Here is a 20,928-nt window from a genome sequence, read left to right as displayed (position 1 = left end):
GAATGAGGAGTCAGATGTTCTTTGACGTAGTGTAACGAGTAAGAAGAAAAAAGAAAGTCGAATATGCCTTTAGGCGTATCTGACCGGAGCTCAACTTCTCTTTTAGAGGAGTTGTTACAGAAGTAACAAAGGGCACACGGGGGATGCCTAGGCTCTCAGAGGCGACGAAGGACGCGATAAGCTGCGATAAGGCGTGGGGATGGGCACATACCAGGTGATCCACGCATTTCCGAATGGGGCAACCCACTAGCATGCAGTGCTAGGGCCTATGCTTTTAGTAGTATAGGGGCAAACGCGGGGAACTGAAACATCTAAGTACCCGCAGGAACAGAAAATAACATATGATTCCCCAAGTAGTGGCGAGCGAACGGGGAGGAGCCCAAACCGGGTTGGTTACGGCCAGCGCGGGGTTGTAGGACCTCAACATCTGATTATTTGATCTTAGCTGAACGACGTGGGAAAGTCGATCATAGAGGGTGAGAATCCCGTAAGCGAACTGATCAAGTACGGTAGAGGATTCCTGAGTAGGGCGGGGCCGGAGAAACCCTGTCTGAATCCAGCGGCACCATCCGCTAAGGCTACATACTCCTGAGAGACCGATAGTGAACTAGTACCGTGAGGGAAAGGTGAAAAGAACCGGGAATACCGGAGTGAAAAGAACCTGAAACCGTGTGCTTACAAGCAGTTGGAGGGCTTTAGTGGCCTGACAGCGTGCCTTTTGCATAATGAGCCTACGAGTTACTCCTCTCTGGCAAGGTTAAGTGTCTGAAGGCACGGAGCCGCAGCGAAAGCGAGTCTGAATAGGGCGCAGAGTCAGAGGGGGTAGACGCGAAACTTTGTGATCTACCCTTGGGCAGGTTGAAGGTTGGGTAACACCAACTGGAGGACCGAACCAGTTTCCGTTGAAAAGGATTTGGATGACCTGAGGGTAGGGGTGAAAGGCCAATCAAACTGAGAAATAGCTCGTACTCCCCGAAATGTATTTAGGTACAGCGTCGGTGTAGAGTTACGTGGAGGTAGAGCTACCGATAGGACTAGGGGGTGTCACAGCCTACCGAATCCTGACGAACTCCGAATGCCACGTAATATAACCGGCAGTGAGGCCTGGGGTGCTAAGGTCCCCGGCCGAGAGGGAAAGAACCCAGACCATCCGCTAAGGTCCCTAAATTCGGACTAAGTTGAACAAAGGAGGTCCACTTGCTTTGACAGCCAGGAGGTTGGCTTGGAAGCAGCCATTCCTTTAAAGAGTGCGTAACAGCTCACTGGTCGAGCGAGAGGGCATCGATAATACGCGGGCATCAAGTCCGGTACCGAAGCGATGGATTTACGCTCAGCGTAAGTGGTAGGGGAGCATTCTAGCCGCGGTGAAGGTGTCCTGTCAGGGATGCTGGAGCAGCTAGAAAAGCAAATGTAGGCATGAGTAACGATAAGGCGGGTGCGAAACCCGCCCCCCGATAGACTAAGGTTTCCTGCTCAACGCTAATCGGAGCAGGGTTAGTCGGGACCTAAGGCTACGCCGAGAGGCTACGTCGATGGACAGCTGGTTGATATTCCAGCACTTATTTTATGGAGTGATGTAGTGACGCAGGAGTGAAAGTAGCGCGGGCGGACGGAAGTGCCCGTTGAAGGGTGTAGATATAGGGTTGGTAGGTAAATCCGCCGACTTTGTCGAAACCTGATAGTACCTAGCGGCTTCGGCCAATGGGATAGTCTACCTAACCAGACTGCCAAGAAAACCTACTAAGCGTTTACTGTAAGATAACCCGTACCGCAAACCGACACAGGTAGTCAAGGAGAGCATCCTGAGGGGCTCGAGTGAATCACGGCCAAGGAACTCGGCAAAATGGTCCTGTAACTTCGGGAGAAGGGACGCTTCCTGGTAGCAATACCAGAAGCCGCAGTGAAAAGGCCCAGGCGACTGTTTAACAAAAACACATGGCTTTGCGAACGCGTAAGCGGAAGTATAAGGCCTGACACCTGCCCGGTGCCGGAAGGTTAAGAGGGGGACTTAGTCGCAAGGCGAAGGTCTGAATCGAAGCCCCGGTAAACGGCGGCCGTAACTATAACGGTCCTAAGGTAGCGAAATTCCTTGTCGGGTAAGTTCCGACCTGCACGAATGGTGTAACGATCTGGGCGCTGTCTCAGCCGTGAGCTCGGTGAAATTGTAGTCTCGGTGAAGATGCCGAGTACCCGCCACGGGACGGAAAGACCCCGTGCACCTTTACTATAGCTTGCCATTGACGCTGGCTAACACATGTGTAGGATAGGTGGGAGACTGTGAGCCGGTATCGCTAGGTATCGGGGAGTCAACGTTGAAATACCACCCTTGTGTTCGTCGGTGCCTAATCTGGAAACGGAAACAGTGGCTGGTGGGTAGTTTGACTGGGGTGGTCGCCTCCAAAAGAGTATCGGAGGCTTTCAAAGGTCCGCTCAGGCCGCTTGGTAACCGGCTGTAGAGCGCAATAGTAGAAGCGGGCTTGACTGTGAGGCTTACAAGCCGAGCAGGGTCGAAAGACGGATATAGTGATCCGGTGGTTCCGCATGGAAGGGCCATCGCTCAAAGGATAAAAGGTACGCCGGGGATAACAGGCTGATCTCCCCCAAGAGCTCATATCGACGGGGAGGTTTGGCACCTCGATGTCGGCTCGTCACGTCCTGGGGCTGGAGAAGGTCCCAAGGGTTCGGCTGTTCGCCGATTAAAGTGGCACGCGAGCTGGGTTCAGAACGTCGTGAGACAGTTCGGTCCCTATCTGTGGTGGGCGTTGGAGATTTGACAGGACCTGTCTTTAGTACGAGAGGACCGGGATGGACCAGCCGCTCGTGCACCGGTTGTGGCGCCAGCTGCAGCGCCGGGTAGCGACGCTGGGATGAGATAAGCGCTGAAAGCATCTAAGTGCGAAACTCACCTGAAGATGAGATCTCCCAATATTAAGAGTCGTGGTAGACGACCACGTTGATAGGCGCCAGGTCTAAGGCTAGAAATAGTCGAGCTGAGGCGTACTAATGACTCGAGCGCTTCTGCAAACCAAGCTTCACTTCACTTCTTCTTACCCGTTACCTGCGTCAACGATTTTAGTTGTTGTGCTCACGAACACGAGCCAACCACACCAGTAATGGTGGCTGTAGCCCGGGTGTTCACCTCTTCCCATTCCGAACAGAGTCGTTAAGCCCCGGAGCGCCCATGGTACTGCCTTCACCGGCGGGAGAGTAGGTCGCCGCCAACTTATCAGCAGCGAGGCCCCGGTCCGCGTCCCCTCACCCGGGGATGCGGCCGGGGCCTCCCTCATTTATGCCCCTACACGTTGGCGGCATTAGAGTATCGTTTGCCATCTCCGTGCACTTAATAAAAGCAAAAGCCCAAGACCTATACGGTTCTTGGGCTTTTGCTTTATTAAGCATCGTTATCTAATTAGTCCAGTTGCTACTTCAATCATGTCTTCGAGATAAAGGTATTGCCCACCGAAGTGGTAGAAATGTTTAGACAAGCTCAGCATAACCGTATGACGACTTTCTAACAGCTTTATTATAGGTTGTTTACAACTAACCGAATCCGAAAGTGAGTAGAGGCTTTTACGAGATGTTGTTTCGTTAGAAATGGTTGTGACTTAGTTGAAGCACTCCAGTAATTTTTTGCTTAGGAAATCTTCTTGATTGAGAAACGTTAGCTTTGAGAAGCAAGCACGTTGCTGCTTTGATTAGTTTCTCGACAAGAATGACGTTAACCTACCCCTGGTTTTTAATAGGGTTGCTAGCACTAGCAATTCCAATTTTCATTCACCTTTTTGAGTTACGTAGGCCACAACGTATAGCTTTTACCAACGTTGGGTTTATCCGGGAAGTGAAGTTGGTTACGGCGAGGCAGCGTAAAGTGAAACATTTACTCATTTTGCTCTGTCGTCTGCTTTTCCTGTCTTTTTTGGTCTTAGCCTTCTGTCAGCCCTTTATTCCGGCAACAAAGGAGGGAAAAGCAAGCAGTGGGAATGTGCAAGTACTGTTAGACACATCGGCCAGTATGCAGGCGTTAGGTCAGGATGATCAACCTTTGTTTGAACAAGCTGTACAACAGGCGCGTGATTTACCTACCGCATATACTTCATCAGTACAGTTCTTTTTGAACAACACCCGGACTCCGCTGTCCACTGAAGCATTTCAGAGTGAAATAGAACAGTTGAGGCCAGTAGCTAATGGGAACACAACCTCAACATTATTAGCACAGCAACAAAGTAGAGCCGCGAATAAGGCTTCACAGGTATTTGTACTATCTGATTTTCAGAAAAACAATTTTTCTGCTAAAACTCTCAGTAGTTTAGACTCAAGCAAGCAAGTGTTTTTGGTGCCGTTGGCGGCAACTCCTACCCACAATGTATATGTGGATAGTGTCTGGATTGAGGATGCCTTTGTGCGGGCCGCGACTGATCTGCCTTTGCACATTCGGTTGCGAAATGGGGGTAGTGTTACGGCGCCAGCGTGTCGGGTGAAAGTGTTGATAGGAGAGCAGCAAGCGGCTACGTTGCAGATGACAGTGCCAGCAGAGCAAGACGTGACAGCCACTGTACAGATTCGACTCAAGAACAATGAGCAGCAGTTGTGTCGGGTAGAGGTGGAAGATTTGCCTGTGACATTCGACAACACTTATTTTTTCGTGTTACAAGCGTCTCCTCGAATTGCAGTACTGGATGTAGCCGGCACTGCACAGCCCCCTACCCAGCGGCTATATGCGAATGAGGTCTTGTTTGCTTATACCAGTACGCAACCTACGCGACTACAATATGGGCAGTTGGCTAGCGCTGATGTAGTGTTACTACAAGAGTTACCGCAGATAGAAGCCGGATTGCGTGACAATATTCGGCAAGCAGTAGCGCAGGGTAAATCGGTAGTGATTATTCCGCCTGCTATAACTTCGGGTAGGGCTTCCTATACTCAACTGTTTCAGGAATTAGGTATTGGCAACATTCAATGGGAGCCTGCGGCCACAGGCTTGCCGGTGTTACGGGACGTAGCTATGCCTGACTTACAAAATCCGTTTTTCCGGGGCGTATTCACTGGCCCCACACGGCAAACGGTGATGCCGAAGGCTGCACCAGTGCTGCGTTGGTCTCGCTCAGGTAATGAAATTCTGCGCCTGCGGGATGGAGATGGATACTTGGCGCAATTTGGAAGTGGTCGTGGCTCCGTGTATGTATTTGCGGCCCCCTTTAGCGGTGGTTATTCGGACTTTGCTAGTCAAGCGCTGTTTGTGCCGGTGATGTACCGGCTGGCTATGCAGAGCTACCGGCAGACTACACAGCCTGCTTACCGGCTCAACCAAGCGGTAGTAACCGTAGCAGTACCCAATAGCACACAGAGCAGCGCTGATCAGGTATTAAAGCTTACGAAAGACAGTCTGACATTTATTCCAGCGCAGCGGAGAATAGAAAACACGGTGCAGTTGGAGGTGCCGCCAGTCATGAGCCTACCAGGTTTCTACTCGCTCACGCGTAATGGACAGCCGATTGCCACTTTGGCCTTCAATGTAGACAAGCACGAGTCGGAATTGGCGAGCTACTCAGCAACTGAGTTGCGGCAGCTGATCGGGCCTAACCGCCCAAATATACAGGTGTACAGTGCCGCCAACGGTGAGTCGGTGGCGGCGCGTTACCGAACGGAACGGGTGGGCACGCCTTTGTGGCGCTACTGTCTGTGGGCTGCTCTAGCTTTTTTGCTGGCAGAGATACTAGCAGTCCGATTACTGGGAAAAAGAACGGTAGGTAACGCACCAGCCCGCGCCGTTGCGGCCTGAGGCTAATCGAAGATACAAACGGGCATTTCTTGCGAAAGACTTCTATCTTGCCGCTTTCCTACGAATATTTCCGTGCAATCCTCTTCTTCTCTTTCACATCCAGTGCTACGCACTGCGCTACGATTTGGAGTAGGTGCTGGCTTACTGAGCGTAGCTTGGGTGGCAGCGCTTTACTTGCTAGGTGTCAATCCATTTGGGGGTAAGAGACTTCCTACCATGTTATTCGTGGTAGGGGCAGTATTAGTAAGCCAATGGTGGGTGCGGCGCCATTTTCAGCCAGAGGGGCCAGGATTAGGCCGCTCGTTTGGGGTTGGTATAATGACAACTGTCTTATCTGCCGCTATATCAGCTACGGGGTTGTACGGTATTGCGCAGGTAGCAGGGCCAGAATCCATGCAGCGCCACCTAACAGAAATGCGGCAGTTGTTGGAGTCGAATAAAGAGGCGTATCTACAACAGCGCAACGGACAAGAACAGTATGAGCGTACGTTGCAAAATTTGGCCAGTACACCGCAGGGACTAGCCGCCGACGATTTGAAGAACAAGCTACTTTTTGGCTTGCTTATTAGTTTGCCAGGGGCAGTGTTTTTTCGCCGATAATACTATCACACCTATAACTGATTTGAACATGGAAAACAGCTCTACTTCCACTGTTACAACTGCCAACGCAGGCGTACGTTACGGGCTGCTGGCAGGTATTGCTAGCGCTATCTTATCCCTGGTGCTGTATGCTACCAATTTAGAGCAGAGCCCAGTGCGTTGGGTGAGTATGCTTGTACTGGCCGGTGCTATTTTCTTAGCGCAACAGTTCTATAAGCAGAATAACAGTAGCTTTATGAGCTATGGGCAGGGCCTTGGTATTGGTGCTATGGTAGGGGCAATTTCTGGTTTGGTTAGCGGTGTTTACACATTTGTCTATACCCAGTTCATCAATCCCGATTTCATGGCAACTGCCTTGAATAAAGCTCGCACTGATATGGAAGCGCGGGGCAATCTATCAGATGAGCAGATTGAACAGGGCCTGCAAATGTCGTCTAAGTTTATGGATGGGCCTTTCCTGTACATCGGTGCTATATTGGGCACGCTATTTTTTGCGTTTTTGTTAGCCTTGGTAATATCAGCCTTCACTAAACACAAGCGACCCGAGTTTGAGTAAGCGTAGTTCCTACTTTCCTGTTGAGCTTTCCATTGTCATCCCCCTGCTCAACGAGGCTGAATCTTTGCCAGAACTAACGCGCTGGATTCATCGTGTACTCACGCAGCACGGGCTTACCTACGAGGTACTGTTGATTGACGACGGCTCGACGGACGACTCGTGGGCGTTGATTGAGGAACTGGCTGAGACAGATTCGCACTTGCGGGGCATCCGCTTCAACCGCAACTATGGCAAGTCGGCAGCTTTAAACGTAGGCTTCAAGGAAACGCAGGGTAGGGTAGTGTGCACCATGGATGCAGACTTGCAGGACTCGCCGGAGGAACTACCTGAACTCTACCGCATGATTACCCAGGACGGCTACGACCTGGTAAGCGGTTGGAAGAAGAAACGCTACGACCCGCTCAGCAAAACCATTCCTACCAAGCTGTTCAATGGCGTGACACGCAAGATTTCGGGCATACAACTGCACGATTTCAACTGCGGTTTGAAAGCGTATAATCAGCGTGTGGTGAAGAGTATTGAGGTCTATGGCGAAATGCACCGCTATATTCCGGTCATTGCCAAGTGGGCCGGCTTCCGCAAGATTGGCGAGAAGGTAGTGCAGCACCAAGAAAGGAAGTACGGTACTACCAAGTTTGGGCTGGAGCGTTTCGTATATGGTTTTCTGGATCTGCTGAGCATCACTTTCGTGAGTCGGTTCCGGAAGCGGCCGATGCACTTTTTCGGCACCGTCGGGGCACTATCGTTTCTGATCGGTATGCTGATTACGCTATGGCTGGTAGGAGAGAAGGTGTACTTAGCTGCCTTGAACCTGCACGCCCGCGACGTAACCAGTCAGCCGCTGTTTTTCCTGGCATTAGTAGCCGTGGTGGTAGGTGTGCAGGTATTCGTGGCGGGTTTCCTGGCGGAGATGATTCAGTTGAACGGGCCGCGTAAAAATCAGTACCTTATTCGAGAGAAGCTGAATATCAATTCATAGCGAATGAACGTCGTCATCATTGGTCCGGCCTACCCCTTGCGGGGCGGGCTGGCTACTTACAACGAGCGGCTGGCCCGAGCCTTCCGCGAAGCCGGTGATGAAGTGCGGCTGGTCACGTTCTCGTTGCAATACCCTAATTTTCTTTTTCCGGGTCAGACGCAATTCAGCACAGAACCAGGCCCTGACGACTTAAATATCGAAGTCAGCATCAACTCCGTGAATCCGCTATCGTGGTGGCGGGTAGGGGAGAAGCTGCGCCGCGAGAAGCCCGATTTGGTCGTTTTTCGGTTTTGGTTACCGTTTATGGGGCCGGCGCTGGGCAGCATCGCCCGCCGCATTCGACGCAACCGCCACACGCGCCTCGTGGCCATCACCGACAACGTAGTCCCCCACGAAAAACGCACCGGCGACCGGCCCCTCACGCGCTATTTCCTGAAAGCCTGTCACGGATTTGTGACGATGAGCCGAGCCGTGCTGGCCGATCTGCGCCGCTTACACTTCCGCCAGCCGGCGCACTATCAACCCCACCCGCTTTACGATAATTTTGGTGCGCTCCGTACCAAGCAAGAAGCACTGCAAGCACTTGGACTTGCTCCAGAGTTCGGCTATTTATTGTTTTTTGGTTTCATCAGAGCCTATAAAGGTTTGGATATTCTGTTAGAAGCGTTTGCCGATGAACGATTGCAACAGCTACCCATCAAGTTGATTGTTGCGGGCGAATTTTATGAAGACGCTGCGCCATACGAGTCGCTTATTAAGCAACACAACCTGGAAAATCGCCTGGTTCGGGCTACTGACTTTATTCCGAATGAACAGGTAGCAAACTACTTCTGTGTGGCCGATATGGTGGTGCAGCCCTACAAGCATGCCACCCAGAGTGGCGTTTCGCAGATTGCCTACCATTTCGAGCGGCCTATGCTGGTAACCGACGTAGGAGGCTTGGCCGAACTGATTCCGGATGGGGAGGTAGGCTATGTGGTAAAGCCCACGGCCAAGGCTATTGCTGATGCGTTGGTCGATTTCTACCAGCACCAGCGGGAAACGGAATTTGCCGCGGGCGTATGGGCGCGCAAAAAACAATTTTCGTGGAGCGAGATGGTGAAGGCGCTGAAGCAGGTGGCTGTTGAGTAGGCTGATAGCAGCTGGCCGTTAGCTAATAACTTTTTTCACCGAATGATAGCTACTAGCTAACGACCAACTGCTATCAGCTAACCGTAATGCTTTCCTGTACCGCAGTAAACACCCTCTCCGCGGGCAACTCCTCCATGCAGCTGGTGCCTAGTTTGCAAGTGCCCCGGTAGAAGCACACGCACGGGCGGTCGGGTTGCACAATCTGGCCGCGGCCGTAAAGGTCAAACTCGTAAGGATTGAAGATATTGTTCATCAGCACGGTAGGCTTGCGCAGGGCAATGCTGATGTGCATGGCCATGGTCACCTGCGTCACGATGACGTCCATTTGGTGGAGCAGGTTGATGAACTGCTGCAACGGAAATGTGCCGGGGTAGGTGGCGCCGGTGGCAGCGTGTAGGCGGCGGTTGCGCTCGTCTTCGGCTTCGCCGCCGAGCAGCACGGGCGCGTAGCCGGCTTGTTGCAACTGCGTGATAAGGGCAATCCATTTCTCATCCGACCACAGGCGCGTGGTCCATCGGTCGCCGCAGCCGGTATTGAGGCCGATGCGCGGGCTACCCTGGGGTAGGGCGTTCCAACGGTATCCTTTGTCTTTGTGCGTGTCGAACACGTACTCTTCGCCCCGAAACTCAAAACCGCACAGCTCAAAAATTTCCTGCACGTAGGGCTTCCGGTTTTCTAGGCTCAACTGATCAAACACGCCCGTCAGAAATTTGTGATTGGCCAACTCGTTGCCGGGCCACGCCACGCCGTACTGCGGGTGTAGGCGGTAGCCGAATTTTTGGGTAGCACGAATGGTGTCGTGCAGCGCGCAAGCTTCTTTGTCCTTATCGAGATTGAAGAGTAGGTCAAACTCCCGCGCCTGCAAGTGAAGCGTAGCCGGTAGGTCGAGCTTCAGCACCTCATCAATTTCGCCCTGTGGTAGAATGGCGGGCGTGAGGGTGAGCCACGTAATCTTTGCCGCAGGATACTCCTGGCGTAGGCGCCGGAGCAGCGGCGTGGTACGAATCACGTCGCCAATAGCGCCGAGCTTGATGATGAGAATGCGCTGCTGCACGGGCGCATATGCCGGACAATCGGCGCACAGATAGCCGTGTTCTTTATTGGGACGGCAGGGAATATCACCCCGGAAATGGCGGCAGTCGGGACGTACCACAACGCCGGCTAGAAGCTCAGACACAGGAGAAAACAGGAGGTGGAAGCGGTAAAAATAGCAGGCGAAACTTGATAAACCGGCGCACAAGCCACGTGGTCAAATCAAATCAAAAGCCCGCGCATATTGCGACAGGTCGAAAAAGGTGTCGGCGTGCAGCTTTTGCTTGATATTGCGGCGGTGCGTTTCTACGGTACGTTCAGAGATAAACAGACGCTCGGCAATGTCGGCAGCACTGTGGCTTAGCGCCAATAGGTGCAGAATTTCCCGTTCGCGCTTAGTTAGTTGCGCAAAACGCTGGTGATGCTGGCGCAGAAAATCGCGCTCGTCCAACAGGCGCTGCATCTTGGGTGTCAGGTGCGTGCTGGCATCCAGTGGACTGGCAAAGCAGAGTAGCAGCAACGGAAGGCCATCGTAGCCACGCAACAACAAACGCATGGTAGTCAGGTGCCAGTGCCAATCGGTGCTGGGGTTAGGACGAACCTGCTGAAAGAACGTGATGATCTGGTTCGAGTCGTTTTTAGCTACCAACTCCGAAATACGCGGCACATACTCCAACGATTCCTGCTGATTGAAGAAACGAGTGTGATAGGCGGGGCCAATGGCTTGCAGCTCGGGTAGGGTAGTCTGCAACAGGCACAGCCCTGCCTTCGACATATACTCGACGCAGGTAGTCCGGGTATTGATAATAATGATAACACCCGGATACAAATCGGCCGAAGCAGCTATTTCGGCCACTTTTGCTTCTATCAACGCACGACACATGCTGGAAAGGGTATGGTAGAAGAACAAGTAGGCTATTACAGCACTCAACAGTAAGATGAAGCGCTATATTAACATACTTATTTTTATCTATATACCCACATAATTCGTCGGTGAAATAGCGCGCAATTCCTCCTTCACGCCCTCAGAGACTTCCAGTGTATCAATAAATTCGCGGATGGTATGCTCCGTGATGGGACCGTGGGTGCGGGTGAGAGCTTTGAGGGCGTTGTAGGGGTCGGGGTAATTTTCGCGGCGCAGAATGGTTTGGATGGCCTCGGCCACTACCGGCCAGTTGGCTTCTAGGTCGCGGTGCAAAGCGGTTTCGTCGAGGGCCAGCTTGTTGAGGCCGCGTTGCAGGGCCTGTAAGGCAATGAGCGCATGGCCAAGTGGCACGCCCAGGTTGCGCAGCACGGTAGAGTCGGTGAGGTCGCGCTGGAGACGGGAAATAGGCAGCTTGGCCGCCAAATGCTCCAGCACGGCGTTGGCTATGCCCAAATTGCCTTCGGCATTTTCAAAATCAATAGGGTTGACTTTGTGTGGCATGGCCGACGACCCTACTTCCCCGGCCTTAATAGTCTGCCGGAAGTAGCCCATCGAAATGTACTGCCACACATCGCGCGCCAGATCAATAAGAATGGTGTTGAGGCGCTTGAGGCCGTCACAGAGCGCGGCCAGGTGGTCGTAGTGCTCAATCTGGGTGGTAGGGTAGGAGCGCGAGAGGCCCAGCGACTCTACAAACTGGTTGCCGAACTGGTGCCAATCGGTGCCAGGGTAGGCCACGTGGTGGGCGTTGAAGTTGCCGGTAGCGCCGCCAAACTTCGCCCCAAACGGCACCTGCGCCAGCAGCGCTACTTGGGCATCAAGCCGAGCCACAAACACCTGAATCTCCTTGCCCAGACGGGTAGGTGAGGCCGGCTGTCCGTGGGTGCGGGCCAGCATGGGCACCGCGGCCCAGTCCTGCGCCCGCGCCGCCAGTTGGTTACGTACGGCCGCATAAGCGGGTAGTAGCGTTTCCAGCAGGCCTTCGCGCAGGCTCAATGGAATAGCTGTGTTGTTAACGTCCTGAGACGTGAGGCCGAAGTGGATAAACTCCAGATAATTAGCTAGTCCTAAAGCTGTAAACTGGTCGCGCAGGAAGTACTCTATGGCCTTTACGTCGTGGTTTGTCACCTTTTCGTGCGCTTTCACCGCTTCGGCATCCTCAGTCGAAAAATTCCGGTAGATGGCGCGCAATTGCTCGAATAATTGGCTATCAACCCCACTAAGCTGGGGTAGGGGCAGCTCGCACAACGCAATGAAATACTCTACCTCCACCAATACGCGGTAGCGAATCAAAGCCAGCTCGGAGAAGTAGGGTGCCAGTGGCGTCGTGGCGCGGCGGTAGCGTCCATCGAGGGGTGAGAGGGCCGTGAGGGGCGAAAGCGAGAGATAGGCAGAGGAAGTAGACATGCAGAAGAAAAATAACCCGGTGGGGCCAAAGGTAGTAAAGCCCATCAGGATGCCGATGCGGCACACCTGCCTTTTCGTACCTTTGTATCTTCCTTGTACCTGAGTCCGGCACGAATCTAGTGCGCCGGTCTACTCAGTTTATCTCTCCGAAACGGTCGCGTGACTCCAGCAACGAAGAAAAAAATCGGTATTGGTCTGGGCATCCTAGTGGTGCTATTGGCCGGTGCATTTGGCGTGTTCCTTCTCAAGCGTCAGCAGCTGCTACAGTATGCCATGCAGCAGGTGAAAAGCAAGGTAGAGCGCAAATATCCCCTCACGCTGGCCTTTGGTCCGGCCCGGTTCACAGACTGGAACTCAGTGCAGATTGATGGCGTGAGCTTGGTGCCCGTAGCCGGTCCGACAGTGGCTGCCGATACGCTACTGCAAGCACGCCTGATTAAAGCGTCGGTAAGCCTACGGTCGTTGTTTGCGCTACGGCCCGTGTTCAGCAACCTCGAAATCAATGATGCTCGCCTCACGGCCCGCAAAATGCCAGCTAAGGATAACTTTTCTTTTCTCTACAAAAAGAAGAAAGGAGAGCCAGTAGTGAAGCGCGACACCACCAAAGGCACGAATTACGGGCTGCTGGCCAATCAATTGCTGGAAGCCGCTTTCGATAATGTGCCCGGCCAAGCCAGCTTCCGGCGCTTTCTGGTTACCTACCGGAGCCCCAAGCACGATGCAACCATCGAAATGCCGCAGCTGGTGATTGAGGATGGCGACATCAGCGGGCAATTGCTGACAAATATCGACTCGGTAGCAAACCAATTGGGCGTACAGGGCCACATTGAGCCCGGCGACTATGAGTTGAATGCTTCGTTGTTTGGCCTGAATCAGCAGGCTGTCACGCTCCCCTACCTGCAACGGCGCTTCAATGCTCGGGTGCAGTTCGATACGTTACAGCTGAGCCTGGACGGCAAGGACTACAGCAGCGACGCGCTGACGGTGCGCGGCGCGGCATCGGCGGTCAACTTCAAAGTGTACCAGCCCAAAATTGCCGCGCGCGACATTGTCGTGCGTCACGGCGGCCTCAATTTTATTACGACGCTGGGGCAGGCCTCGTTTGAGTTGGAAAAGGGCTCCAAAATTCGGCTGAACCAAATGGAGCTGTATCCTGAGTTCAGCGTGCGCAAGCTGCCGCTCAAGCAGCGGGTAATTGGGAAGAAAGTAAACGGAGTAACCTCGCGTAACGACCTGCTGGCAGGCTTACAAGTGGCTATTGACGTCAACTCAGCCGAAACCAAAGCCAACGACTTCTTTGCTTCCCTACCCGAAGGCATGTTCGAATCCTTGGAAGGTATGCAAGGCGAAGGCACGCTTACCTACAGCCTGCACACAGCCCTGGACATGAACCAAGTGGATAGCCTGCAATTCAACTCGTCGCTGAAAGGGCAGAACTTCCGCATCACGAAGTTCGGCGCCGAAAACCTGAACAAGCTGAACGAGGAATTTGCCTACACTGCCTACAACGACAAGGGCGACTCCATCAAAACCTTCTTGGTAGGACCATCTAATCCCGATTTCACGCCCTACAATCAGGTTTCTAATTACCTGAAAGGCGCTATCCAGACGGCTGAAGACCCACGTTTTTTCTCGCACAAGGGCTTCATGGAGAAGGCGTTTGTGAAATCGGCTATTCAGAATATCAAGGAGCGGCGCTTTGCGCGCGGCGGCAGCACCATCTCCATGCAACTGGTGAAAAACGTGTTCTTGACGCGGCAGAAAACCGTGGCCCGTAAGGTAGAGGAGATGCTGATTGTGTGGCTGTTGGAAAATACCCGCATCGTATCGAAGGAGCGGATGTTTGAGGTGTACTTGAACGTTATCGAATGGGGACCGAAGATTTACGGCGTGAAAGATGCCGCCCGGTTCTACTTCGCCAAGCAACCCGCCAACCTCAACCTGTCGGAGAGCCTGTACCTGGCCAGCATCATTCCCAAGCCTAAGTTCTACCGTTACTCCTTCGACAGCTACGGCAACCTGCGCGGCTCGGCCCGCTACTTCTACCGCCTGATTGCGGGCCTAATGGCGCGCAAAGGCCTCATTCCGCAAGAAGACTACGACAACCTGTCGCTGGGGGTAGCGCTGAACGGTCCGGCCCGCAAATACATCGTAACGGCCGTAGACACCGTGCGGACCGTAGTGCCCGCTGATACTGCGCAGTTTGAACCGCTGGATCTCATCGATTTGCTCGGTGGCGGCACGCCCCGCACCCCCGACGAGGGGGCCAACACGGCGCCGCCTACGACTGCACCTCCGCAAGTTCCGTAAGGCTATCTATATACAAAAAAGGCGCGCTCTTCATTAGGAGCGCGCGCCTTTTTTGTGGTGCTTTATTGAAGTGGTTTTTCAGTCTTAGGAAACAGAACGGATAAGAGGACAGAGCCAAACAGAATGACGCCTACTGTACCCAGTGCCACGCCCATAGGAATATGCACATACTCACTAAGTAACAGCTTGCCACCAATAAAGACCAGAATAAGGGATAAGCCATAGTGTAGGTAGTGAAACAAACGCATCAGCCCAGCCAAGGCGAAGTACATAGCCCGCAAGCCTAATAGCGCAAACACATTGGATGTGAATACAATAAATGTATCACGCGATACGGCCAAAATAGCTGGAATAGAATCGGCGGCAAAGACTACGTCGGTGGTTTCTACCATTACTAGTACCACAAAAAGTGGGGTAGCAAACAGAACCCCATTGCGACGTAGAAAGAACTCAGGGCCATCGATGCGGTTGGTGATGGGAAGGTGGCGGCCCAGAAACTTAACGATGGGGTTGGATTCGGGGTCAATTTCGGGGTCGTTGGCACTGATGGCCATTTTGACGCCCGTGTACACGAGAAAAGCCCCCAGCAGGTAGAGCAAGAAGTGAAACTTCGCTAGCAACGCCGCGCCAGCCAGAATAAAGGCTGCCCGCAGCACCAGTGCTCCAATTATTCCCCAAAATAAAATCTTGTGTTGATACTGCGGCGGAACTTTGAAGTAGCTGAAAATCAGCAAAAAGACAAACAAGTTGTCGACGCTCAACGACTTCTCGATAAGGTAGCCGGTAAGGAATTCCAGGCCAGCCTGGTGACCCATTGTGCGGTACACCAGATAGTTAAAGCTTAGGGATAAGGCTATCCAAAAGGCGCTCCAGCCTAATGCCTCGCGCATGCGCACAACGTGCGCTTTGCGGTTTAGCACCAGCAAATCGAGCAAAAGCATAGCTAGCACGAATACAACGAAGCCGGCCCAGAATAAAGGAGAATTTTCCATGCGTAGCTCAAGATACGAGGCTGCGCATATTTTTATAGTTAGCTGGTTGGAATCGATCAGTAAGCATTAGCGACTTTTGGCGGCAGATGACAAAGCAACTTCCTCATCGTGCGTAGCTGCCTGGTCTGATGCTGGGTTGAAACGCCGAAACCAACTCGACGCTTTCATTTGCAACACCCCAAAAAAAGCTTCCTTGAAAATGCCCTTGCTCATTTTGGAGGTGCCCCGTGTGCGGTCGGTGAATATAATGGGCACCTCCTTGATGCGGAACCCATGTTTATACGCCAGCCACTTCATCTCAATCTGAAAGGCATAGCCCACAAACCGGATACGATGACGGACTACCGTACGCAACACCTTGGCTGAGTAACACTTAAAGCCCGCAGTTGCATCCATAATGGGCATGCCGGTAACAATGCGCACGTAAGCCGAGGCAAACCACGACATCAGTACACGATCCATGGGCCAGTTTACCACATTCACACCCTGAATGTAGCGTGAGCCAATAGCCAGGTCGTAGCCCTGGTGAGTGCAGGCTTCGTACAGCTGAATAAGATCTTCGGGATTGTGCGAGAAATCGGCATCCATCTCGAAAACGTAACCGTAGTTGCGTTGCAGCGCCCACCGAAAACCGTGGAGATAGGCCGTGCCTAGTCCTTGCTTACCCGCACGCTCCTCTAAAAACAACCGGTCTGGAAATTCCTGTTGTAACTGCCGGATCACATCGGCGGTACCATCAGGTGAGCCGTCATCAATAATGAGCACGTCAAAAGTTGTCGGCAGCGAAAATACTTTTCGCACGATCAACTCTGCGTTTTCGCGCTCATTGTAAGTAGGAATCAGGACAACCCCTTCGTTCATGCGGCAAAGGTAGGAGGATGCGGGAAATGGTAAGGTTATGCAGGGAAAAGTTGCGGATAGGGTAGCATTTTAGTGGAAAAGAGCTTGAGGCAAGCTAAGTGTTCTCCAACTCACGGCTCAATTTACGGGCGTGACGAATACAGTCGGGGACGCCTACTCCGGCCAGCCAGTTGGCGGCCGTGTAGATGTGCTGCTCAGCTAAAGTAACAGCGGCCGCGTGAGCTGGTACAATGCGGGCATCGAACTGCGGAATAGCCTGCTCCCAATAATAGCGGAATTGCCACGTGGGCTGGCCCTGAATGCCATACAGCTGGCTCAACTCCTGATGGACAGCGGCTTTTTGGGCCGCTTCAGGTTGGCGGGCTTGTTCTTCGTATTGAGCACCGCCCACAAACGTCGTGAAGAGCACTTCGTTGGCCGGCGCGCGGTCTGAAAACAACGAAGTAGTCCAGACGCTGCCGGCGGCGTAACGGTTTTCCTTCTTGGGGTGCAATGCCCCAAAGCCATCGAGCGGGTGCGTAACTGCCAAACGGGGGTAGGCCGAATAAATGGCGGCCATAGGCGGATAATACACATTAGCCAGGGCCGCAGCTTCCGGCGCAAACTGTGGTTTGAGCAGAGCCGCGGCGGCGTATGCGGGCAGTGCCAGTACTAAAGCCGAGTAGAGGGTAGGCAACGTCCCGGCCGACGTGCTTAGCTGATACGTGCCGTCGGGCTGCTGATTGATGCTGGTGATAGCCTGACCGCTATGATAATGGGTGAGGCGTTGCGTGAGCGTGTTGGTTAGTGTCTGCAACCCGCCTTGCAATGAAACTATACGTCGCCGTTGCCCACCACCGCTTTTGGCGAAGCCCTTCAACACGGAGCCGTGCGCTTGCTCCAGTGCTGCCAATTGCGGAAATGTCTTGTGCAGAAGCAACTGCTCCGGATCGCCAGCATAAATACCGGAGATAAATGGATTCAGCGCATAGTCAACCAGTTCCTGATCGAAGCGGCGCCGGATGAAACCGGCCAGCGTTTCGTTGGGGTCGGTAGGGGCAGCCGGACGGCTCAACTCCCGCAGGATGTGGTAGCGGGCTTTTAGGCTGAAAAACCCATCAAACAGCAACTGTTGGGGCTTACCGGGTAGCTTGCGGTAGCGGCCATTGCGCAGCACATAGCGGTTGGCACTCACGGCGGCCGTATCCTGAAGCTGCTCGGTGAGGCCGAGGTCCTGCACTAAGTCGCGCAGGTCGTCGCTGAGTTGCAGGGAGTTGGGGCCGGTTTCGAGCAGGTAGCCTTCTGTGGGCTGGGTGCGGATGGTGCCACCCGCCCGGTCGCTGGCTTCAAACAGGTCGTAGGCGACGCCAGCCTGTTGCAGATACCACGCTACGGTGAGCCCTGAGATACCGCCGCCGATAATGGCTATAGCCATAAAGTGAGAGGAGAAATGCTGAAATGGTCTAGTAAAACCCCGTTTCAGCATGCTTAGTTTAGAAGTACAGCAAGGTAAACCCCGTGGATTACCTGCTTCTGTGCAAAAGACGCAAATTTGTGCTTGTCTTTGCTTTCACCACGTACCATTCATCGCATTTCCTTATGTCGCCTACCCTCAACAAAGCCATTTTCCTGGACCGCGACGGCGTGCTGAACGATGAAATCGGCGACTATATTCTGGAACTGAATAAATTCGTCGTGTCGCCGGGCGTGCCCGAAAGTCTGGCCCGATTGAAAGCCGCTGGGTACTACCTTATCGTGGTTACTAACCAAGCTGGCATTGCCAAACAGCTCTACGATGTGCAGCACGTAACTGCCTGCCACAACAAGCTGCAAGATGCTTGCAATCAAATAATTGATGCGTTTTACTACGCGCCAGGTCATCCGTCGGTGAGTGAGTCGCTCTCGCGCAAACCCAACTCGCTAATGCTGGAAAAAGCCATGGCCCGGTTTCGCCTCGACCCCGCACAATGCTGGATTATCGGCGACCGGCTCCGCGACCTGGAAGCGGGGGCACGGGTAGGCGTGCGAGGCATTTTGGTTGGCCATTCCGAAGCTTATGCCGCCACGCCCTACGCTGTAGATCTGGCAGCCGCTACGGATCTTATTCTGGCTGCGGGGTAGGGGGGGCTTGGGCCGTGAGCACCACGGCCGGCGCAGCGCGCGGCGGGGTAGGCGGAGTATGTGTATAAGCAGGGCAACTGGATTTGCACGATGCCAACACCACCAACCCAACGAATACCAGAAGCGAAGCTTTTCTCATTTCCTGTAAGTAAAAAGAAGTAAATCAGGTTACTAACGGTGAGAAAGAGGTAAAATTGCGTGTCACAACTAGTTAGCAGAAGTCGAATTAACGGGACAAAAAAAGCGCCTTCCGCACGAGGCGAAAAGCGCTTTTTTTATCTAATAAGTAGGGTCTACTGACGCACGGCTGGGGTAGTAGCTTCTGAAGCCGTGATGGTCGAGGAAATCCGGTTGGCTGCTTTTGTGCTGGTGTATGCCGGGCACTTGGATTTGTTGCAGGCGCTCAAACCGGACAGAGCCACGAGGCTGAGCAGAAGTAGTTTTTTTGCCATGAGTGAAAGCGAAGCTGAAATCGTCTGATAAAGTTGAGGCACCAAGGCCTGAGCAACAAAGATACCAGAATGCAAGAAGACAAGAAGTCGTTCCAAGTGGAGCGGGAAATCTGGCAGACTTTCATTCAGATTTCTCGCTCCACTCGAAAAGACAATTACTCCTGATACCCAAGAATTTTCATCATCGTTTCGGGCTTTTGCTCATCGGCAAATACCCGGTCGGTGAGGGTGCCATCTTCGGCCCGGTCGAGGATGATGTGCTTGGGGGCCGGAATCAGGCAGTGCTTGATGCCGCCGTAGCCGGAAAGACTTTCCTGGTAGGCACCAGTGTGGAAGAATCCTACGTAGAGTGGCTTCTTATCGGCCTCCTTGCGTTCGGGTAGGAACACCTGGTAAATGTGCTTCTCGGCGTTGTAGTAGTCCTGCGAGTCGCAGGTGAGGCCGCCGAGCTGGGTGCGGCGGTAGTTCTTCTCCCAACCGTTTACAGCCAGCATGATAAAACGCTGATTCAGGGCCCAGGTATCGGGCAGGTTGGTGATGAAGGAGCCGTCAATCATGTACCACAACTCCTTGTCGTTCTGTAGTTTCTCGTCCAGGATAGAATACAGAATCGCACCCGATTCGCCTACCGTGAAAATACCGAACTCGGTAAAGATATCCGGCTCCGGCACGCCTTGCTCGCGGCAAATGCGCTGAATGGTGCGCAATACCTCCTGAATCATGTAGGGGTAGTCGTACTCCGGCTGGATGCTGGTCTGGATGGGCAGCCCCCCGCCGATGTCAATAGTAGTGAGGGTAGGGCACACCTTGCGCAGCTCGCAGTACTTGTGCACAAACCGGCTCAGCTCCGACCAGTAGTAGCTGGTGTCTTTGATGCCGGTGTTGATGAAGTAGTGCAGCATCGTTAGCTCGAAGCGTGGGTCTTCCTTGATGCGCTGCTCGTAGAGGGGAATTACGTCGGCGTAGCGCACGCCCAGGCGTGAGGTGTAGAACTGAAAGCGCGGCTCCTCGTCGGACGCTACCCGGATGCCTATTTTGCACTTCTCGCGCACGTGCTCGTGGTAGAAATCGAACTCGCCGAGATGGTCCAGAATCGGCACGCAGTTCACAAAGCCCTCGTTGATGAGCGCAGAAATTTCCTGCCGATACTCAGCCCGCTTAAAGCCGTTGCAGATGATATAGGTGTCCTTCGAAAGCTTGCCCTTGGCATGCATGGCCCGAATGATGCTGGTATCAAACCACGACGACGTTTCGATGTGCACGTTGTTTTTTAGGGCCTCTTCTACCACAAAGGAGAAGTGCGAAGCCTTGGTGCAGTAGGCATACGAGTAGCTACCCTGATATCCGATGTTCTCAATTCCCTGAGCAAACCACTCTTTGGCCCGCTGAATCTGGGAGCTGATTTTTGGTAAGTACGTGAGACGCAACGGGGTGCCGTGCTTCTCAATAAGCGCCATTAGGTCAATATCGTGGAACTGCAACTCATCGTTCTCGACGGTGAAACCCTGGCTAGGAAAGTCAAAAGTCTGACTGATTAGGTCGTGGTAAGTATCCATTGAGGAGGGTAGGGGATAGGTAAAAAGAACGTCATGCTAAGCGCAGCCGAAGCATCCCTACCGTTAAGTAGTCTCAACGGGTAGCAACAAAGCAAGGGAGATGCTTCGGCTGCGCTCAGCATGACAATTGTCAGCATGACTATCTAGTTGGTCAGCATAACAACCAAATGCGCGCTTTTCGCGAACTTTAGACTTGCAAAGATACCCCGCCCGCGGGGTTTTGGTTGTGCTTTGTTCGTTGGTCGCCG

General features: G+C 53.2%; 16 protein-coding genes and 2 rRNA genes. 9 read left to right on the top strand and 9 right to left on the bottom strand.

Annotated features, from left to right (window positions below):
* Positions 1-115: 115 nt before the first annotated feature.
* From F1C16_RS11285 to F1C16_RS11255, 7 genes are all read left to right on the top strand, one after another.
* A 23S ribosomal RNA gene (locus tag F1C16_RS11285) occupies positions 116-3,025 on the top strand.
* Positions 3,026-3,112: 87 nt separating this feature from the next.
* Positions 3,113-3,224 (top strand): 5S ribosomal RNA (gene rrf, locus F1C16_RS11280).
* A gap of 488 nt (positions 3,225-3,712) precedes the next feature.
* A complete protein-coding gene (locus F1C16_RS11275; RefSeq protein WP_185280759.1) occupies positions 3,713-5,779 on the top strand; it encodes a BatA domain-containing protein in 2,067 nt (688 codons plus the stop codon).
* Between the two features lie 72 nt (positions 5,780-5,851).
* Entirely contained in the window at positions 5,852-6,379 is a 528-nt protein-coding gene (locus F1C16_RS23345; protein ID WP_374940579.1) for a DUF4199 domain-containing protein, read from the top strand.
* A gap of 28 nt (positions 6,380-6,407) precedes the next feature.
* Entirely contained in the window at positions 6,408-6,935 is a 528-nt protein-coding gene (locus F1C16_RS11265) for a DUF4199 domain-containing protein (protein ID WP_185280757.1), read from the top strand.
* Positions 6,928-7,914: a glycosyltransferase family 2 protein gene (locus F1C16_RS11260; protein ID WP_185280756.1), complete on the top strand. Its 987-nt coding sequence runs from the start codon at positions 6,928-6,930 to the stop codon at positions 7,912-7,914. The genes F1C16_RS11265 and F1C16_RS11260 overlap by 8 nt, the downstream gene beginning before the upstream one ends.
* Before the next feature lie 3 nt (positions 7,915-7,917).
* A complete protein-coding gene (locus tag F1C16_RS11255; protein WP_185280755.1) occupies positions 7,918-9,045 on the top strand; it encodes a glycosyltransferase in 1,128 nt (375 codons plus the stop codon).
* Between the two features lie 73 nt (positions 9,046-9,118).
* On the opposite strand, the gene F1C16_RS11250 is transcribed toward F1C16_RS11255, so the two are convergent.
* The 3 genes from F1C16_RS11250 to purB form a co-directional block, all read right to left on the bottom strand.
* Positions 9,119-10,222: a glycosyltransferase family 9 protein gene (locus tag F1C16_RS11250; protein WP_185280754.1), complete on the bottom strand. Its 1,104-nt coding sequence runs from the start codon at positions 10,220-10,222 to the stop codon at positions 9,119-9,121.
* Between the two features lie 72 nt (positions 10,223-10,294).
* Positions 10,295-10,960 (bottom strand): helix-turn-helix transcriptional regulator, encoded by a 666-nt coding sequence (locus F1C16_RS11245; protein WP_185280753.1) that lies wholly within the window; start codon positions 10,958-10,960, stop codon positions 10,295-10,297.
* Positions 10,961-11,047: 87 nt separating this feature from the next.
* Positions 11,048-12,409, bottom strand: coding sequence for an adenylosuccinate lyase (purB, locus tag F1C16_RS11240; protein WP_185280752.1), 1,362 nt, complete (start codon positions 12,407-12,409; stop codon positions 11,048-11,050).
* A gap of 159 nt (positions 12,410-12,568) precedes the next feature.
* On the opposite strand from purB, the gene F1C16_RS11235 reads away from it, so the two are divergent.
* Positions 12,569-14,719 carry a transglycosylase domain-containing protein gene (locus F1C16_RS11235; RefSeq protein WP_185280751.1) on the top strand — a complete coding sequence of 717 codons (2,151 nt, stop codon included), beginning with the start codon at positions 12,569-12,571 and terminating at the stop codon, positions 14,717-14,719.
* 62 nt (positions 14,720-14,781) lie between these two features.
* On the opposite strand, the gene F1C16_RS11230 is transcribed toward F1C16_RS11235, so the two are convergent.
* From F1C16_RS11230 to hemG, 3 genes are all read right to left on the bottom strand, one after another.
* Positions 14,782-15,711 (bottom strand): TerC family protein, encoded by a 930-nt coding sequence (locus tag F1C16_RS11230; RefSeq protein WP_185280750.1) that lies wholly within the window; start codon positions 15,709-15,711, stop codon positions 14,782-14,784.
* Between the two features lie 66 nt (positions 15,712-15,777).
* The gene (locus F1C16_RS11225) at positions 15,778-16,572 is read right to left on the bottom strand and encodes a polyprenol monophosphomannose synthase (RefSeq protein ID WP_185280749.1); all 795 of its coding nucleotides are present in this window, start codon (positions 16,570-16,572) and stop codon (positions 15,778-15,780) included.
* 94 nt (positions 16,573-16,666) lie between these two features.
* On the bottom strand, positions 16,667-17,986 hold the full coding sequence (gene hemG, locus F1C16_RS11220) for a protoporphyrinogen oxidase (RefSeq protein ID WP_185280748.1): 1,320 nt from the start codon (positions 17,984-17,986) through the stop codon (positions 16,667-16,669).
* A gap of 164 nt (positions 17,987-18,150) precedes the next feature.
* Between hemG and F1C16_RS11215 the strand changes: the two genes are divergently transcribed.
* Positions 18,151-18,672 carry an HAD-IIIA family hydrolase gene (locus tag F1C16_RS11215; protein WP_185280747.1) on the top strand — a complete coding sequence of 174 codons (522 nt, stop codon included), beginning with the start codon at positions 18,151-18,153 and terminating at the stop codon, positions 18,670-18,672.
* Here F1C16_RS11215 and F1C16_RS11210 read toward each other — a convergent pair.
* From F1C16_RS11210 to F1C16_RS11200, 3 genes are all read right to left on the bottom strand, one after another.
* Complete coding sequence (locus F1C16_RS11210) at positions 18,653-18,811, bottom strand: hypothetical protein (RefSeq protein ID WP_185280746.1); 159 nt, start codon at positions 18,809-18,811, stop codon at positions 18,653-18,655. The genes F1C16_RS11215 and F1C16_RS11210 overlap by 20 nt on opposite strands.
* Positions 18,812-18,965: 154 nt before the next feature.
* Positions 18,966-19,220 carry a hypothetical protein gene (locus tag F1C16_RS11205; protein WP_185280745.1) on the bottom strand — a complete coding sequence of 85 codons (255 nt, stop codon included), beginning with the start codon at positions 19,218-19,220 and terminating at the stop codon, positions 18,966-18,968.
* A 59-nt stretch (positions 19,221-19,279) separates the two neighbouring features.
* Entirely contained in the window at positions 19,280-20,680 is a 1,401-nt protein-coding gene (locus F1C16_RS11200) for an arginine decarboxylase (protein ID WP_185280744.1), read from the bottom strand.
* Positions 20,681-20,928 lie beyond the last annotated feature (248 nt).

It is taken from the genome of Hymenobacter sp. NBH84 (assembly GCF_014217645.1).
GTDB classification, from domain to species: domain Bacteria; phylum Bacteroidota; class Bacteroidia; order Cytophagales; family Hymenobacteraceae; genus Hymenobacter; species Hymenobacter profundi.
This window is presented reverse-complemented; position numbering and strand designations above follow the sequence as displayed.

Coding starts and splice junctions, on each gene's coding strand:
- F1C16_RS11210 (WP_185280746.1), bottom strand. CDS start 18,811: ATGAGAAAAGCTTCGCTTCTGGTATTCGTTGGGTTGGTGGTGTTGGCA.
- F1C16_RS11230 (WP_185280750.1), bottom strand. CDS start 15,711: ATGGAAAATTCTCCTTTATTCTGGGCCGGCTTCGTTGTATTCGTGCTA.
- F1C16_RS11245 (WP_185280753.1), bottom strand. CDS start 10,960: ATGTGTCGTGCGTTGATAGAAGCAAAAGTGGCCGAAATAGCTGCTTCG.
- F1C16_RS11265 (WP_185280757.1), top strand. CDS start 6,408: ATGGAAAACAGCTCTACTTCCACTGTTACAACTGCCAACGCAGGCGTA.
- F1C16_RS11275 (WP_185280759.1), top strand. CDS start 3,713: ATGACGTTAACCTACCCCTGGTTTTTAATAGGGTTGCTAGCACTAGCA.
- F1C16_RS11225 (WP_185280749.1), bottom strand. CDS start 16,572: ATGAACGAAGGGGTTGTCCTGATTCCTACTTACAATGAGCGCGAAAAC.
- hemG (WP_185280748.1), bottom strand. CDS start 17,986: ATGGCTATAGCCATTATCGGCGGCGGTATCTCAGGGCTCACCGTAGCG.
- F1C16_RS11200 (WP_185280744.1), bottom strand. CDS start 20,680: ATGGATACTTACCACGACCTAATCAGTCAGACTTTTGACTTTCCTAGC.
- purB (WP_185280752.1), bottom strand. CDS start 12,409: ATGTCTACTTCCTCTGCCTATCTCTCGCTTTCGCCCCTCACGGCCCTC.
- F1C16_RS11255 (WP_185280755.1), top strand. CDS start 7,918: ATGAACGTCGTCATCATTGGTCCGGCCTACCCCTTGCGGGGCGGGCTG.
- F1C16_RS11215 (WP_185280747.1), top strand. CDS start 18,151: ATGTCGCCTACCCTCAACAAAGCCATTTTCCTGGACCGCGACGGCGTG.